The organism is Planctopirus limnophila DSM 3776, assembly GCF_000092105.1.
In the GTDB taxonomy this organism is placed as follows: Bacteria; Planctomycetota; Planctomycetia; order Planctomycetales; family Planctomycetaceae; genus Planctopirus; species Planctopirus limnophila.
Map to the genome: position 1 here is coordinate 1,827,335 of NC_014148.1, position 16,854 is coordinate 1,844,188.

The following is a 16,854-nucleotide window of genomic DNA, read 5'->3' on the forward strand; positions in this document are numbered from 1 at the left end:
GATTTCTTCAGTATTGAAGGTTTCATTGAGGAAGAAACGATTCAGGTCAGCAGCTTTTGAAGATTAGCGGCAAGAATTTCCATCCCGAATCATGAGGTGTATGGGTTCACAATTTTGAATTGATCGAAAGCCACCTCCAACTCGCCAGAAACTTCTTTTTCTCAGAGCTCAAAAAAAAGAAGGGCCTGCCGACTGGCAAGCCCTTCTGCAGTAAGGTGAATGGCTGCTTGACCACAAGCTGAGAACCAAAAGATTCTACGGAACCTGTGAGTCTACCTGCCTTGCTTATGGAACACACGATTGAGCGTTGCGAACGCCTTTTCCGCTTCAGCAGTGCCCACCACGACACTGATCCGCGTTTCGCTGGTGTTGACCATCTGGATGTTAATCCCCGATTCCGCGAGAGCTGTGAACATCTTCTCGCCCACTCCCGTATGGCTCCGCAAGCCAATGCCGATGACTGCAAGGAGAGCAATATCCTTATCGAAATGCAGCGAGGTTTCCGGCCACGGTTCGAGCAGTTCCCGCATCAACAGCAGGCAACGTTCCAGATCGGGGCGTGGGACGGTAAATGAAAGATCGGCTCGTTGTTCCTGGCCCACATTCTGGACGATCATATCGACCATCACGCCACCTTCAGCCACGGCCTTAAAGACCTCGGCTGCGACCCCTGGACGATCCGCGACATTCTTGACAGTGATTCGAGATTGAGCCGTATCGAGTTGGACATCACTGACGACAATATCTTCCATGCTTTGTAGGCGGCGGACAACATCCTGCTCGAGTTCATCGCGAGAGACACCCGCCCGTTGACGTTCCGGATCAATCTGCTTAAAGCCAATCCGAGGCTGTGGAGACTGATCCAGATGCAACGAAAAGCCTGAGTGAACTGCTTCCAGAGCTTCCTGGGATTGATCGCGATTTACCAGTACGGAAATCTTGATCTCGCTGGTTGTAATCATGCGGATACTGACATTAGCTTCGGCCAGCGACTGGAAAAGGTGAGCAGCCACACCTGTGTGTGTCCGCATGCCGGCACCTACCACACTTAGTTTGGCCAGATTCGTGCTGCTGCCGACATCACCGGCCCCTAATCGCTCGGCAGCTTCATTCGCTGCGGTCAATGTATCGGCAAGATCGTCCTGAGGAACGGTAAACGAAACATTTGCTACGCCTCCCTCGGCGATATCCTGAATCACCATATCAATCGGTATTCGTCGGCTCGCCATGCAGTGGAAGACAATCGCCAGAACACCCGGACGATCTGGAATGTTCCTCAGGTGGACAATCGCCTCTTTCTTCACCAGAGCGATCCCGGAAACGACCGGTGCTTCAGCATCAAGTTGAGGGGCAATCAGCGTCCCTTCACCATCCGAAAATGATGGTCGAACCAACAGCGGAACTCGATACTTCTTTGCGAATTCGATGGATCGCGAATGCATCTTCCCGCCGCCCAGACTCGTCAGTTCGAGCATTTCATCGTAAGAAATACGATCCATCTTTCGGGCCTGTTTGACAGCCCTCGGGTCGGTGGTAAAGATCCCTTCTACGTCGGTATAAATTTCGCAGACATCGGCTTCCAGAACCGCTGCCAAAGCCGTTGCTGTCGTATCGCTGCCACCGCGGCCCAGAGTTGTGATGTTGGAATCTTCATCCACACCTTGAAAACCGGCTGCAATGACAATCTTGCCAGCTTCCAGCGCAGCACGAATCCGGTCAGTCGTAATTTTCCGAATGCGGGCCTTGGTAAAGGTACTGTCCGTGAGAATGCCAATCTGGGCACCGGTCAGACTGACGGCATCTTCACCCAGTTCATGCACTGCCATGGCCACCAGTGCGACTGATTCCTGTTCGCCAGTCGAGAGGAGCATATCCATCTCACGAGGTCTGGGATGGGCCGAAATGCTTTTGGCGAGATCCACAAGTTCATCGGTTTTTTCGCCGCGGGCACTGACAACAGCGACGACTTGATGGCCCTGCCGTTTCGTGGCCACGATGCGACGGGCTGCTGCCATAATTCGTTGAGCATCGGCGACGCTGGTACCACCAAACTTCTGAACAACAATCGACACAATCATGTTCCTGTCAGAAAAGGGCTTCGCGGGAGAATCCTGGCTGTCAATCAGAACCACAAATCATGGAATACTAAGGTTTTGTCGCTGCTGGCATCTTGTCGATGATTGTACTGCCTGAGATGAGTCAGACGCGAGGTTCTCAGGCTTCACACGGCTGAATCACTTTCGATTTCATTCGCTGGCTTTTGAGGTTCTGGAATAGTAATCGGGATCACTTCATTCGTCATACGTTCGAGCACGAAGAGTGCACTTTCTGCTCTGAGATTCGCCAGTTTCAGGCCTGCTTTTGCGACTCCACTGACGATCGGAAGCTCCCGCACAATTCGCAGTTGAAGACGTTCCGTCAATGCCCGGAAGTCAATCATCGTGAGAAAGTGCAGGTTCGGTGTGTTGTACCAGTCATAGGGGAGTTCTGAGGTAATCGGAACTCGCCCATTGACGAGAATCTGCAGTCGGATTCTCCAGTGTCCAAAGTTGGGCACCACGACGATGGCCCGCTGGGCAGCACGGAGCATTTCATTGACGACATTCTCAGGTTGGATGACCTGCTGAAGCGTCTGACTGAGAACAGCATAATCAAAGGCATGGTCAGGAATTTCATCCAGTCCCTGATCGAGGTCTGCCTGAATGACGGGAACGCCTTTCGAGATGGCTGCAATCACAGCTTTGGGATCGCGCTCCACTCCCTGGATTGAAGCACCCATTTCATCCCTGAGTCGGCAGAGCAGGCGACCATCACCACACCCCAGATCCAGCACGCGGCTGCCAGCCGGGATTTGATCCATAATGATCCGGTCAATCAGCGCGGCAGCATGATCGGCAAGGAGATATTTCATCGATGACTTCCCCCGGAACGTGTGGAGGCGAGAGTCATCACTTCCGAAGAAATGGAATTAAGAAACGGCTTGAGCAGTGATTCGAGTTCTTCCAGCTCTAACAGAAATGAATCGTGGCCTTTAACACTTTCCAACTCCAGGTAAGTCACATTTTTTCCCGCTCCCAGGAGTGCTGTCACAATCTCCCGACTCTGCGAAGGAGGAAACAGCCAATCGCTACTGTAAGAACAGAGAAAGAAGCGAGCCGCTGTCTGGCCGAGTGCGGCACCAATGGAACCATATTTCTGAGAAATGTCGAAGTAGTCCATCGCCCGTGTCAGATACAGGTAACAGTTCGCATCGAATCGCTCGACAAACCTTTGCCCCTGATAATGCAGGTAGCTCTCGACCTGAAATTCGATCTCTTGTTGAAGCACATAGCCAAGCTGATCACTGTTTTGGAGCTTGCGACCGAACTTTCTTTCAATGGATGTTTCTGAAAGATAAGTGATGTGAGCAATCATCCGTGCCAGAGCCAGGCCAAATTTCGGGCCTTCACCTTCGTAATAGTCACCATTCTTGTAATTGGGGTCGGCGTAGATCGCACGTCGGCCAACAGCATTGAAGGCAATCCCTTGTGCGGTGAGTCGCGCCGATGTTGCCAGGCCGACGATCGCATGCGCCATATCTGGAAATCGAGCGGCCCAGTCGAGTGCCATCATGCCACCCAGACTTCCCCCCACAACGGCCAGAAGTTTACGAATGCCTAATGACCGCACCAGTTGAGCATGAACTTCCACCATGTCACCAATGGTGATAAACGGGAATGTGGACCCCCAGGGCTTACCAGTCGCGGGATTGGTGGAGCAGGGGCCTGTTGTTCCCTTACAACCACCCAGAACATTCGAGCAGATGACAAAGAATCGGTTGGTATCGAAGGTCTTGCCTGGCCCAACCATCCCATCCCACCAGCCGGCCTTTTTACTCTCCGGGCTGTGCTTACCGGCCACATTTGCGTCACCAGTGAGTGCATGGCAGATGTAAATGGCGTTGGAGGCATCTTCATTGAGTTGCCCGTAGGTCTCATAAGCCACGCGAACGGGCCCAAGTTCCACACCGCTTTCAAGTTTCAGCGGAGACTCGGCAGAGAATAAATCGATCATGTTTGTCGAGACGATCCCAACCGAGCGATCGTCTCTCGGAAGTGGTGGTGCAGACGCGAGTGTCATATCGACCGATCATCCAACCGTCACTTGCTGATTTGACTGAACTTACGGGATCTGTATCCGTCTGAGTTCGAAGTCACAACTCCGCCTGACAAAACCCAGAATGTTCCCGCAATTCATTTTGAGTGCTTCTGTGAGCACTGCAAGTTGATGAATCATAAAGAAATCAATTGGACAAGTCGAGCGGCGGCAAAACGAGCCGTACGAACAATTCAAAGTGAGGCACAACACGAGGCGATCGACTTCGAGCCGTGAACTTTGCTGAAGACTGTCATTTGGTACTCAGGCGGCGGGGCTTTGGAGTTCAGATTTCGGGAGAAAAGCGGCTTCCACTCAATCGCTGCTGATGTTGCAGGACTGCTGGATTTCGTGAGGTTCCCTACCATTGCTGATTTCGTCACATCGTAAATCGTCACCAGCCTGATAGAATTATTCGTCGTCAGGATAAAAGTTCGTTTTGAACTCGCTTCTTGTCGCTGGGCAGGATTAATGATCGAAATCTGAAACTGACTCTCAAGTCAAACTTCTCTGTGTCAACCCTCTGGGAAATCGCAGCAAGCAGGTCAATCATGGAAACTTCCGTCATCGAAGCGTCGTCCCTCAAATTGGACGATCTGCATCATATTGCCATTTCAGTGACTGATGTCGCTCAATCGGTCGAGTGGTACACCTCTCACTTTCAGTGTCGGATTGCCTATCAGGATAGTACCTGGGCCTTGCTGAAATTTGGAAATCTCAGCCTGGCTCTGGTGATTCCTGAGCAACACCCACCACACATCGCCTTCACGAGTGATCGGGCCGGAGAGTATGGCTCTTTAAAGACGCATCGAGACGGAACAAGATCCTGTTATATCCAGGATCCTTCCGGAAATTCGGTCGAATTGATGGATCCCACCAGTCTGTAAACAGTTTCAAATCCTCCACGTTTTCCTGTGTCAGTGGAAAATGTCATGCTCAGATCGTCTGCGGTAACCTGTCTGATGTTTTTGGGCCTTGGGCTGTGCCTGTGGGCTCAGGAGAATCAACCCGATCTGAAACTCCGATTTTCCAGATTCCAGCATGCCGAGGATTTAGCCGAATCTCAGTTTGACGCAGGAGTTCTGCGGGTAACGATTCTCTCCAGCCGTGGGATTGGACGTTGTACGATCACTCCGGAAGAAAACAACTGGCCTGATCGCGTCGAGATTTTTTTTGCCGGGTTGACTGAACTGGAAAGTCTGCAAGTGGAATCGGGGCGGTTTTCCACTTCAGGCAGTCGTCGGCAATCGGGACAATTCCCTTTTGTGCTATTAGCTCCGGCACCTGCCGCTCGCAATCACAAGGCAGGCGATAAACCACCGTTGCCAGCAGGCGTTCTGGATATCAGGGTTCGTCAGTCAGAAGGCGGAGTTCTCGTTGTTCTGCCTGATCGGTTTCTTGCGGAGAAGGAAGCTCTCAACCTGGCTTGGATCGATTGGCTGAGAATTTAATGGGTGCTCGCTGAAAATGGAGCATTCGGTTGAATAAAGCACTCCGATTTTCTGAAGCGACTGATGCCAAAGCATGCCGTGACCGGGCATATGCCACACTGATACCTGGCGAGTGCATCGAGAATGGGTTGAGCTTTGGATCCTTCGCCACTTGGCTTCGAGGCACTACACTTCAGGGTTGTGGCTCAATTTAACCACCCGGTTTTTTCATTCGATAAGACGGTCATCTCCATGGCGCTTGTTCCCGAAGCTCCCTCAAGTCGTGTTCGGCAACTCAATTCCTGTCCTTTGAAAAAGAGCGGACGGTATGTGCTTTACTGGATGATTTCGGCCCGGCGGCTCCAATGGAATTTCGGGTTGCAGCAGGCCGTTCACAGGGCACAAACGTTAAATCTTCCACTGGTCATTCTGGAGCCCATTGGCTGCCGGGCGAAATGGTCGTCTGTACGGTTTCATCATTTTGTCATTGAAGGGATGGCTGAGCACCATGCTCTCTGTCAAGAGAGGGGGATCGCCTATCATCCTTATGTCGAACCCGAACCCGGGCATGGCGTTGGTCTCGTTGAAGCTTATGCTCAAAAAGCAGCAGCAGTGATTACCGATGACTTTCCCTGCTATTTCCTGCCCAGAATGGTTCAAACTTTAGGGCAGAGAATCGATGTCCCACTGGAGTGTGTCGACAGCAACGGGATATTCCCGATGCGAGCGACCGATCAGGTTTTTACTACAGCTCATGCTTTCCGGCGCTTCCTGCAAAAGAATATCAAACCTTATCTTTCCGAGTTCCCTGTGGCCGATTCCCTGGCAGGCCCGATTCTCTCGATGGAAATTCCTGGTCAGATTGCCAGAAAGTGGTCGCCAGCGACCCCTGGATTGCTCAATCGGGATGCCAGTGCTCTCGCTCAACTGCCCATCGATCAGACCGTTCAACCTGCTGCGTTTCGTGGTGGGCTCAAGGCTGCTCAGGAAGCTGTCGCACGGTTCTTCAAATCGCGTTTGCCACGATATGCCGATGATCGGAACAACCCTGAACAAGAAGCGGCCAGCGGATTATCGCCTTATCTTCACTTTGGACATGTCTCTGCCCATGAGGTCTTTTCGCGACTTGCGGCCAAGGAATCATGGAAGCCGGAGCATCTCCCGGAGAAAGCTTCAGGTAGTCGGGAAGGCTGGTGGCAGATGTCCCCTGCGGCAGAGGCTTTTCTCGACGAATTGATCACGTGGCGAGAAGTGGGCTACAACTTCACTTCGCATCGGGAAGATTATGATCAATATGAGTCATTGCCGGCCTGGGCAAGGCAATCTTTAGAAAAGCATGCGGGTGATCATCGCCCATCCCTCTATGATCTGCATCAGCTTGAGATAGCACAGACTCATGATGAACTCTGGAATGCCGCCCAGCGACAACTCGTCCGCGAGGGACGAATGCATAATTATCTGCGGATGCTCTGGGGCAAAAAAGTTCTCGAATGGTCGCTCACACCGCAGCAGGCTGTTGAGACGCTCATTCACCTGAACAATAAATATGCTGTCGACGGACGAAATCCGAATTCCTATTCGGGAATTTTCTGGGTCTTTGGTCGATACGACCGAGCCTGGGGGCCGGAACGTCCAATATTTGGTACGATCCGGTACATGAGCTCCGATAATACGGCTCGCAAACTTCCCGTAAAGGACTATCTCAAACGCTATGCCGCATCCTCGGGAAAATAGAGGAGTTACTCACGATGGTTGGTATGGATCGATCCCATGATCTGTTGAGATGTCAGCATCCCCAGATAGTGGTTAGCGGCGTCAGGATCGATTACGGGGATCACTCCATCCGCATTTTTCGCCAGATCACTGATGGCCTGCGCCAGCGGGGTTTCAAGAGTTAAGGTCATGGCAAAAGGCAGGGATAGATCGCGGGCGAAAGTGTTTGGCCAACTGGTTTGATCTTCCAGTCGGGGCAGAAGTTGATCGAGTGAAATTCTGCCCACAAGCGCACCATGGTGATCCACCACGGGAAAAACACTCTGATGCGATGTCGTCAGCAGATGCATGATCCGGGTTAAAGGCTCATCGACCCGCAAAACCTGAGTATGCGTAAGTTTGATGTCTTTGATGAACTTTTCTGCGAGTTGCGATGGAACCCAATCGTACTGATGGACTGGTGACTCACTCCTCGATTCGACCTGGCAATGGTAGAGCGTCCAGCCTCTGCAGAGTACGAAACAAAGCGAAGAAACCCAGAGTGTGGGCAATAGCAGGCCATAATCGCCGGTAATCTCCGAGACCATCAGCACTGTGGATATTGGGGCTCGGGCAGAACCTGCAAAAAAGCCAGCCATCCCGACAATCGCAAAGAGTTCCGGTTGTTTGACAATGCCTGGAAAAAAGTGATGAAAAAAGAGTCCGCAGGCAGCTCCCAGACAACCTCCAATCACCATGGATGGGCCGAAAACGCCACCCGAACCACCACTGCTGATGGTTAAGGATGTCGTGATGATCTTGGCGAAGGCGACGGCGCACAACAGGCCTATGCCTGCAGTCGAGGCATTCGATAAGGCTACTTCCAGTGTACCGTAGCCAGTCGCCAGGACACCCAATGCGAGAATGTTCCGATCAAACAGAAAGTAAAGTCCAATACCGATCAGAGCGGCCAAACCTGCACCAATCGCAGGTTTAAAATGTGGAGGAAGTGGAAGTTGATGTGTCAGACGGACTGTCCCATAAAATGTGCGGACATAAAACCATGAAGCGCCCGACAGCACGAGAGCCATCAATCCCAGGGGGATCAACTCCCACAGGCTTGACATCACGTAGACGGTCTGGTTGCCAAATAAGGGCTGATTCTGAAATTCAACGGGCAGAAACTGGGAAAAGGTGGCATATCCAATAATCGAGGCGATGGCGGAAGGAACAATGACATCGCTTTCGATATCCGCATCTCGATACATGATTTCTGCAGAGAACATGGCTCCTGCCAGGGGAGCACGAAAGATCGAGCCAATCCCGGCTCCCATCCCTGCAGCCATCAGGATGCGTCGCTCACGAACGGAGAGCCGTAGCAGACGCGCCATGTTCGAACCGAATGCCGCTCCAATCTGCGCAATCGGGCCTTCTCGTCCTCCGGAGCCACCTGTCCCGATCGTGATGGCTGAGGCCAGCAGTTTGACCAGTGGAACCCGGGCTCGGATCAAACCTCGCCCGTGGTGAAAGGCCGCAATCACGTTGTCAGTTCCGTGCCCTTCCGCTTCCGGAGCAATGCAGAAGACCAATAGCCCGGAGATCAGACCTCCAATTGTCGTAATCAGAACCAACATCCAGGGGACAAATGTGTGGCTTCCCGGCGGAAACAGTCGAGGTTCTCCGGTGGGTTCAGGAGCAGAGTACCCCGCCCACGTTTCTAATGTTCCCCAGGTCACAAACTGACATAATGTCTGAAACAGAGCCGCTCCTAAACCAGCGACAACTCCCACAATCACGGAAAGAATTAAGATTCTCACCGTCGCATGACTGTAGAATGCTGTAATTCTGGGATGCCATGCAGACACTCGGAACGCCTTTCGTTGATGAAATCGAACTTCTTTTTGGGTCGAGGGTTCATTCGCCCCTTTTCGAGGGAGCGAAAACAGATGGTCATCACAGAATTTCGAAGAAAGTCCGGAACTGGTTCGTTATCGTGACAATTTGTGTGGATATCCAACAAGAGCTTGAGGATGGTTTCTCCCCGCAGGTTGACCATAATCTCTAAAAATTGACAGTGTTGGCTAAATGCCGTGCCATTCATCAGGTTGTTTTGATTTTTTCCGCTGCTGTAAAAGATGTTGTATGGCTGAATCTCTGCGAGGAAAATTGCTCGTTGCTTCGAAGCAATTGAAGGATTCTAACTTTTACAAGACTGTCGTTCTGATTGTGGAAGACAACGAGAATGGTTCGATGGGGTTGGTTCTCAACCGGCCTTCATCGATTCTGGTCAACCACGCCCTCAGTGAGCACTTCCAATTGCCGGAATCTGCCGAGCTGGTGCATGTGGGCGGGCCCGTCGAACCTGCTGCACTTTTCATACTGCACAATCTGGAAGAATTGAGTCATGAGGGCACGGGAGTGATTCCCGGGGTGTGGTTAGGAAATTCGGGAGAGGCCTTCGAAGATGTGCTCAGATCCTCAGATCCTCACCAGCCTGGGGTTCGTTTCCGTGTCTTTTGCGGATGTGCCGGATGGTCTCCGGGTCAATTAGAGGGTGAACTTGCCCATGGCGACTGGCATGTCGCACCTGCCATAAAATCGATTGTATTTGCCGAAGATCCTTATGAAATCTATGAGCAAATGCTTCAGGCCGTGTTTGAATCTCACCGGATTGTGCCCCATACATCGCCTAATCCACAGTGGAATTAAGGGAGTGGAATTGAGGCAGTAGAATCAAGACAGTGGAGTTAAGTCTGCTGATCATCCCGTTTCCGACGCAACATCTTGATCCTGAGGCGAGTCACCTATGCGTTTCGAGCAGGAAATCGCTGCTCGATTGCGTTAATCTCTCGAACAGGTGCCAGTGAAAGGTCTGTCTCCTGACTGGCAGGGCACTGCATGAAGAAATCAGCGATCAGTATCCTGAGGAGATCTTGTGGTGTATTGGGGATGTACCCATCACGGATCTGATTCTTCAATCGAACAACTGACGTTTGACTCGACAATTCTGATTCTACAACGGGGATAATCTGTCATGCATTTGATGATCAGCAATGCCGCACTTCTGGCTAGAGGCGTGTTAGCCATTCTCTCGGTGATGGTCTGTTCGGCTGCCACGAGTACAGCCGGTTTTGAGTGGAAGACCAATGCCGCGGGAACCGAAACGGATCTCACTCTGGATGGTCAACCCGTGCTGAAATATATGCACGCCTATGACCCCTCGACACCCGAGCGTAATGCCGAAACCTATAAAGTCTTTCATCATGTGTTCGGCCCCGGAACAGGAGATCTGATTACCAAAGGCCCGGGAGGCACGTTTCCCCATCATCGCGGCATGTATGTCGCCTGGAATAAGACACAAACCGACAAAGGCTCCTACGATTTCTGGCACTGTACGAAAGGTGCCCATCAGAAACATATCAAATTTCTCAAGCAGGAGGCCAATGATGTCGAAGCCACTGCCACCGCTGAGATTCACTGGGAAGATGCCGACAACAAGCCTGTGATCCGCGAAGAACGAACTGTCACAGTAAAGAAGTTGCCACTCGGAGATGGTAAGTTTGGCTGGCAGATCGACTGGTCGACAGTGCTGCATTCCGAGCGTGGGAAGATTCGCCTGACTGGCGATCGCCAGCATGCGGGTTTTCAGTTCCGTGCGCCACAGTCGGTCGCCGACGCGAACTCGGCTCGCTACATCCGCCCCGCAAACTTTCCCCAACAGCCGGAAGCTGTTCAGGAAAACGATGGCCCGGCAGAACCCAAGCATGCCAATCTCGACTGGTGCGCGATGACGTATCCCGTGAACGACAACAAGTACACCATTGCCTACTTCGAAGATCCTTCACTGCCTAAGCCCAGACGCTTTTCCGAACGACCTTATGGACGCTTTGGTTCATTTTTTGAAACCGATCTGTTGCCAGACGAGCCTCTCAAAATGACTTACCGGATTCTCGTCTTCCCTGACAATTCCCAGACTTCTGAAAGTCTGCAGAAAGCCTATGACCAGTTCACAGCGACTCTCAAAAAATCATGAGGTTCTTCACTTCCTCAAATAAAATTTCCAAGGCGAGCGTGACAGATTTGGAAAGGCACAATCCCAACCGAATGCTGGGGAGCATTCATCCCGAGTGACGATTGGTCTCCATCGAAAACAAAGAATGCGGCAGATTTCCATGGGTAGCTCCTCAGAGTTTACCCGGGGAAATCCTGCTGCTTTTTTTATTTTGGCGAAACCTTCAGTGGAAATCTTGGTTTGAGAGATGAGTGATTCTGTGACATTCTCGGACTGTGGAAGGAGCTGCGGAGGCTCTCTAAGGCATTCTCAGATTGTTGAATGTCCCTGCGGCACTGGAGTCCATTCGTTTGTGAGCTAAGCGCGTCGGCATGCTGCCCGTAAGATCCGCAGTCGTTTCTTATGGACGGTGGCGAGTTAATTTCGTGATTGGGAGAGTGAAATATGAAATGGATCGCTTGCTCAATTCTGACTGCTTTCTGTGTTTGGGGGATTTTGTTTTGTCTACCTCCCAATAGAGCCCTCGCCGCCGATCTTCAACCGGTCATGGATGTTCCCTATCGGGAAAAGATGCGAAATGAGCGCACGACCCTGGATGTTTATCCTGGTCCGACAGCGAATGCACCGGTTGTTGTATGGGTTCATGGCGGTGCCTGGGAAATTGGCTCCAAAACTCCAGGGGCAAGGGAAAAGGCCGATTTTCTTTTCAAGCAGGGGTGGGGCATGGTCTCTATCAACTACCGCATGCACCCTGAGGTCAAATGGTCGGAAATGGCCAGTGATGTCGCCCATGCAATCGCCTGGGTCGTGAATGCCAATCGTCCTGAGATCAAGTCTCCTGCATCGATTGTGCTGATGGGGCATTCAGCCGGGGCTCATCTGGCGGCTTTGGTGGCCACCGATCCCAGATATTTGAAGGCGGCAGATGTTCAGTTGAATCTCCTGTCTGGCGTCATCCTTCTCGACGGTGCCGGGTACGATATTCCTGAACAGATTCGTATCGCGAGGCTTCCTCGAATGAAGGAAATGTACGAGAAGATCTTTTCGGCTGACGAAGCCACTCAGAAGGAGGCAAGCCCGACACTTGCTGTCCAGAAGGGAATCGGAATTCCACCATTTCTCATCCTCTATGTGGCCTCGCGGGCCGACAGCAGGCAGCAAGCCATGAAACTGCAAGAGGCATTGAAGCGAGCGGATGTATCGGCTGCAGTCGAAGGACTTTCGGGAAAGAATCACGCGACGATCAATCGTGAACTTCCTATCGAGGGGGATTCGGGCGGAGTATTGGTGCGCAAGTTCCTCAGTGAGCTTTCTCCATCGAAAAACTGAACGTCCAGTCATTCCGAGTACGACATTCCTGTCGATTGTGAGATCACGCTCGAATTTTTGGGACTAAATCACAGGCAAAATTTCAAGACAATCTTCTAAAATCTTGGTAGAATCAAAGATTCTTGTGATCTCTTTCTACATACGAATTGCGGAAGCAAGTCTGACTGGTCTTTGAACGAGTCAAACGACGGCTTCCTGCCTATTCGGATTCTCTTGAGGACTGGTGAAAATGATTTTTGAAAAGGGCATGCTCGATCTGTCGAAGCAGGCGCCCCGTTTGCTCCCATCAACTGAACTGCCTGCTTACACCTTCATTCCGGGAAGTGATGCTCCGCATCCCTATCGCGACCCCCGCGGACACAGTTACCAGAAGCGTCATCCCCCCTCGCGTCCATTGATTCCTGCATCGTGGGCTGAGAATCGCAATTATCTGCTGGCCATGGATTACTTCAACTACGGCTACTACTGGGAATCTCACGAAGAGTGGGAACGCCTGTGGCGAGTTTCAACACCTGATTCGCTGGTTGGTCGATTCCTGAAGGGGCTCGTCAAGCTGGCTGCTGCGGGTGTCAAGGTGCGTGAAAACAGTATTCATGGCGTTCGCCGGCATTCCGCTTCGGCCGGTGAAATCTTCGCTGATGTGGCTGCTGAAGTTGATGCAGAGTTCTTCTGCGGACTGGAATTCACGGTTCTCCAATTTGCTTCGGATCGTGCTGCCCAGTTGGGCTTCCGCGAGAAAGTTGTGGGTTCGACGCCTGTTCGAATTTTCCCATTCGTCCTTGTTCCGGAACCCATGCCCCTGGCTGGCTGATTACTGAACTCGCTGATCTAAAAGTTGAGACAAGTCGCTGCTCATGCCAACACCCATGAAGAGTCGAAGGACTCGACATGGGTGTTTGTTTTAATTGGCAACACCTTCTGTGACAGTTTTCGTCACTTTGGAAGCTCTTAAGTTCTGTAGGAACGTCATGAGGTCGGCAAACTCTTGTGCTGTGAGCGGCTGCTCGAGCCCGTTGGGCATTGCGGAAACCCTGCCCACAGCGACTTCTTCGATTTCGTTGCGTCGAATCATCTTTTCGACGGGTTTATTGTCCTGAATCGTGGTGAGGATGAACTCCTCTGTCGTTTCTTTCCCTGCCAAACCTGTCCAGACTCGTCCGTCCTGTAAGGTAACAACAATCGGTTCGAACCCCCGGGCAAAACTCGCACTGGGAAAAAGAATCGCTTCGAGAAGTTCACGCCGGGTGCGAATTTCGCCAATGGCAGCAAGATCAGGCCCGATCTTCGCTGGAGAGTTCACTTTATCCTGGGAATCTGTTACGTGACACAAATGGCATTGAGCCTTGTTCATAAAGAGCAATCGACCTCGCTCGCTGTCACCCTTATGTCCCTCGATTCGCTGTTCCCATTCGTTCAGTCGAATGAGTTGGTCATTCTTCAATTTTCTCAGTCGCTCAAGAAGAGGTGCCGCATCACGTTGTACTTCCTCTCCGTGTGGTTTCAGAATTTGCTCAATCATGTCGAGTGTTGGAGTGGCTGAAGAGACTTCAAGGGCCTCAACTAACTGTTCGATTATCTCTTTGTTCGTGCAATTCACATAGGCAGCCAATAGATAGGGCAACTCCACCGGATTGGCAACTTTCACGAATGGAAGCAATTGAGACAATCGCTGTTCATCGTGTGTAGTATTGGCAATAACGTCGAGTGCCGTGATGCGTTCCCGGATGGGTGTCTCAGCCGAAAGTCTTGAAACGAGATACTCAAATTCAGAGTCACTGAGTCTCTTGTCGAGAGTCGTTAATGTTCGTAGCGCTTTCAGTCGAAGTTGTGGCTCCCTGGCAGGTTCTTGAGCTATCCGGCGTATTGATCTCTCCAAAGGTAGCAGCGAAAGTTTCCCGACCGCATCAAGCGCTGCCATGCATATCTCTGTATCCTCCGCTGCGAGCGACTCCTCAATTCCGTTAAGCCATCCTTGAGGTATGTTCGCTTTTTCAAGTTTTGAAACGGCAATAAGCAGTGCTCGACGTGATGTTTTCGAGCGCAACTGCTGTTCTTGAAAATTCCGGCTGATGGTTTCCTGCATTTGTGGCTCATGCTGAAGTGTGCGCACAAATCCTGCGATGATCTGGACTCGATCTTCATTGATCTGGTCACTTTTGAACCATTCATCAATCAGCGCGATGGATTCAGCAGTCCATTGGGGATGTCGTGATAAAACCTGGATGGCCGCCTGTCTGAGAGGTGTATTGCCAGAACTTAAAAGTGGCGTCAGATCTTTCGCATCAAGTATTGTTAATGGCATTTGATCGAGTGCGATCAGAGTGATTCGCTGCACATCCGCAGAATGAGACAACAAGCCGGCACGAGTCGATTCTGCATGATTGATCTGGATGAGCGCAAAGGTAATGGCATGCTCCAGAAATCGATCAGCAGTCACCCGTTGTGAAACTTGTTGTGGTTCTAGGCTTTTGAGAAGAGCCGGGATGGATTCCTTCTGTTGAAGTCTGCCCAGGGCATTGGCAGCTTCTCGTCGAACTCCTGATGATTCATCAACGAGTAGCGCTTCCAGCGTTTGACGTGCCGATCGATCACGGTGAAGACCTGCCGAGTAGGCAGCTGCTTGTCGTACACTGTGGCTGGGATCTCTGAAGGCCAGCCGAGTCGCTGCCCGTGCCGCATTGTCATCCATGCGGCAAAGCGCCCAAACCGCTCCTGTTCGCTGCCTGAAACTGGATTGTGGCGATGTCAGAAGAGTTGCCAAGGCGTCGGTCATCCGTTGTTCTCGTCGAGCCACTTCGATGATGGCACGCTCCTGCACCATGACCCGCGAATCATCAAGCCGAGCCAACAGATCGTCAGTAGGTAAAGACTTCCATGGAATGAGATTGCCATAGGGATCCTGAACCTTCGTCGCGGCATTGCGAAGGATTCGAAAAATTGATCCTTTGACTGTTGGCTGGCTCGAACCGGAGGCAGGGCAACAGGCAATAAACCAACCTCCCGTATCGACAATCAACAGACTTCCATCAGCATCTTCCAGAACATCAGTGAAATGAACGGTTCCTTGTGGTGCTGTGATAAACTCTTCCGTTTCGCAACGATATGTTGCACTTTCAGCCTTGAGTCGATGACGCAGAATCTTGCCTGTATTAAAGTGTGAAGAAAACAGGTTCTCTTGAAACTCGTCTCCCCAGGAGGAGCTCCGATAACTCGTCAAGCCACTGGGGGCTGTCGCCGTTAGAGGGACAAGTGCGGGAAGATAATCCCCGGTTCGTATTCGGTCGGAATAGTCGCGATCTCGAACCGAGTACTCACCGCCTGCGACAGCGTGAATCAGGCCATCCCTCAGTCCACCGGGCGCTGAGGATTTCGCCCAGAATGTCCCCTGAATAAATGAATCACCATTGGGGAGAAAAGCCACTTCGACGGGATTTCCTACTGCACCAGAGACAAACTCGACATCACTTCCATCCGGTCGGCAGCGCATCAGCCACGGGCCAACACCATCTCGTAGAGGCGTACCGTCCTTCAGGCGGACTTTATGGTGAAATCGACCAGGTAAAAAATAGATTCGACCATCTGGCCCCACAGTCGTGCCATGCAGATCATCAGTACAACTTTGATTGAAAGCAAATCCAGTCACGAGCTCTACACGCTGATCGGCAATTCCGTCGCCAGTGGTATCTTCAAACCTCCAGAGGCTGGGTGGAGATGTGATGAATACGGCTCCATCGTGGCAGGCAATCCCTGTGCCAAACACGATTTTATCAGCAAAAATTGTGCTTTGATCGTAGATACCGTCGCCATTGGTATCCGTCAGGCGACGAATGACATCGGTGGGGTTTTTCAATCGATCTCCACCATTCGATCCACCCGAATCAAGAACATAGAGATGTCCTGACTGATCAAGTGCTGCAAACATTGGGCGTTCGACGAGCGGAAAACTGGCCGCCTGTCGAATGTCAAAGCCTTCGGGCACTGTGATGGAATAGCGTTCGGATTCAGCCCAGGCCGGTTGAATCATCAGAAGAACTGTCAGGCACGGTGCCAGAAGAACGTCAAACTCTATGCGCTGCATCGATAGGCCGCTTTCATTGAAGACATTGAAAACGAGTATTGAAATGAAAAAGGATGTCGTATCATTGAGTTCTACTATGGCCAGTACTCAGGGTGAGTAAAGATGTTGTATATATCTACTAATCGATTGTTTCGAACCAAAGGTGGAGAAACATTCTTGATATCCTATATTTCTGGTTC

General features: G+C 51.4%; 12 protein-coding genes. 7 read left to right on the top strand and 5 right to left on the bottom strand.

The window, feature by feature from the left end; all coding sequences use genetic code 11:
* Window positions 1-272: 272 nt before the first annotated feature.
* From PLIM_RS07370 to metX, 3 genes are all read right to left on the bottom strand, one after another.
* Window positions 273-2,072, bottom strand: coding sequence for an aspartate kinase (locus PLIM_RS07370; RefSeq protein ID WP_013109690.1), 1,800 nt, complete (start codon window positions 2,070-2,072; stop codon window positions 273-275).
* Between the two features lie 149 nt (window positions 2,073-2,221).
* Window positions 2,222-2,911: a methionine biosynthesis protein MetW gene (gene metW, locus PLIM_RS07375; RefSeq protein WP_013109691.1), complete on the bottom strand. Its 690-nt coding sequence runs from the start codon at window positions 2,909-2,911 to the stop codon at window positions 2,222-2,224.
* The gene (gene metX, locus PLIM_RS07380) at window positions 2,908-4,119 is read right to left on the bottom strand and encodes a homoserine O-acetyltransferase MetX (protein ID WP_013109692.1); all 1,212 of its coding nucleotides are present in this window, start codon (window positions 4,117-4,119) and stop codon (window positions 2,908-2,910) included. The genes metW and metX overlap by 4 nt, the downstream gene beginning before the upstream one ends.
* A gap of 566 nt (window positions 4,120-4,685) precedes the next feature.
* On the opposite strand from metX, the gene PLIM_RS07385 reads away from it, so the two are divergent.
* The 3 genes from PLIM_RS07385 (at window position 4,686) to PLIM_RS07395 (ending at window position 7,298) form a co-directional block, all read left to right on the top strand.
* Window positions 4,686-5,021, top strand: coding sequence for a VOC family protein (locus tag PLIM_RS07385; protein ID WP_013109693.1), 336 nt, complete (start codon window positions 4,686-4,688; stop codon window positions 5,019-5,021).
* Window positions 5,022-5,066: 45 nt separating this feature from the next.
* The gene (locus PLIM_RS07390; protein ID WP_013109694.1) at window positions 5,067-5,585 is read left to right on the top strand and encodes a hypothetical protein; all 519 of its coding nucleotides are present in this window, start codon (window positions 5,067-5,069) and stop codon (window positions 5,583-5,585) included.
* A gap of 231 nt (window positions 5,586-5,816) precedes the next feature.
* Window positions 5,817-7,298 (top strand): cryptochrome/DNA photolyase family protein, encoded by a 1,482-nt coding sequence (locus PLIM_RS07395; protein WP_013109695.1) that lies wholly within the window; start codon window positions 5,817-5,819, stop codon window positions 7,296-7,298.
* Between the two features lie 5 nt (window positions 7,299-7,303).
* Here PLIM_RS07395 and PLIM_RS07400 read toward each other — a convergent pair whose 3' ends face one another.
* On the bottom strand, window positions 7,304-9,073 hold the full coding sequence (locus PLIM_RS07400) for a chloride channel protein (RefSeq protein WP_148227019.1): 1,770 nt from the start codon (window positions 9,071-9,073) through the stop codon (window positions 7,304-7,306).
* A gap of 325 nt (window positions 9,074-9,398) precedes the next feature.
* Here PLIM_RS07400 and PLIM_RS07410 point away from each other — a divergent pair, with 325 nt between their 5' ends.
* From PLIM_RS07410 to PLIM_RS22625, 4 genes are all read left to right on the top strand, one after another.
* Window positions 9,399-9,965 carry a YqgE/AlgH family protein gene (locus tag PLIM_RS07410; protein ID WP_013109697.1) on the top strand — a complete coding sequence of 189 codons (567 nt, stop codon included), beginning with the start codon at window positions 9,399-9,401 and terminating at the stop codon, window positions 9,963-9,965.
* Window positions 9,966-10,290: 325 nt separating this feature from the next.
* A complete protein-coding gene (locus PLIM_RS07420) occupies window positions 10,291-11,289 on the top strand; it encodes a DUF6807 domain-containing protein (RefSeq protein WP_013109698.1) in 999 nt (332 codons plus the stop codon).
* Between the two features lie 423 nt (window positions 11,290-11,712).
* Window positions 11,713-12,597 (top strand): alpha/beta hydrolase, encoded by an 885-nt coding sequence (locus tag PLIM_RS07425; protein WP_013109699.1) that lies wholly within the window; start codon window positions 11,713-11,715, stop codon window positions 12,595-12,597.
* Between the two features lie 229 nt (window positions 12,598-12,826).
* Window positions 12,827-13,408 carry a DUF309 domain-containing protein gene (locus PLIM_RS22625; RefSeq protein WP_013109700.1) on the top strand — a complete coding sequence of 194 codons (582 nt, stop codon included), beginning with the start codon at window positions 12,827-12,829 and terminating at the stop codon, window positions 13,406-13,408.
* 90 nt (window positions 13,409-13,498) lie between these two features.
* Here the strand turns inward: PLIM_RS22625 and PLIM_RS07435 are convergent, their stop codons facing one another.
* Window positions 13,499-16,675, bottom strand: a complete 3,177-nt coding sequence (locus PLIM_RS07435) for a PVC-type heme-binding CxxCH protein (RefSeq protein ID WP_013109701.1) — start codon at window positions 16,673-16,675, stop codon at window positions 13,499-13,501.
* Between the last annotated feature and the right edge of the window lie 179 nt (window positions 16,676-16,854).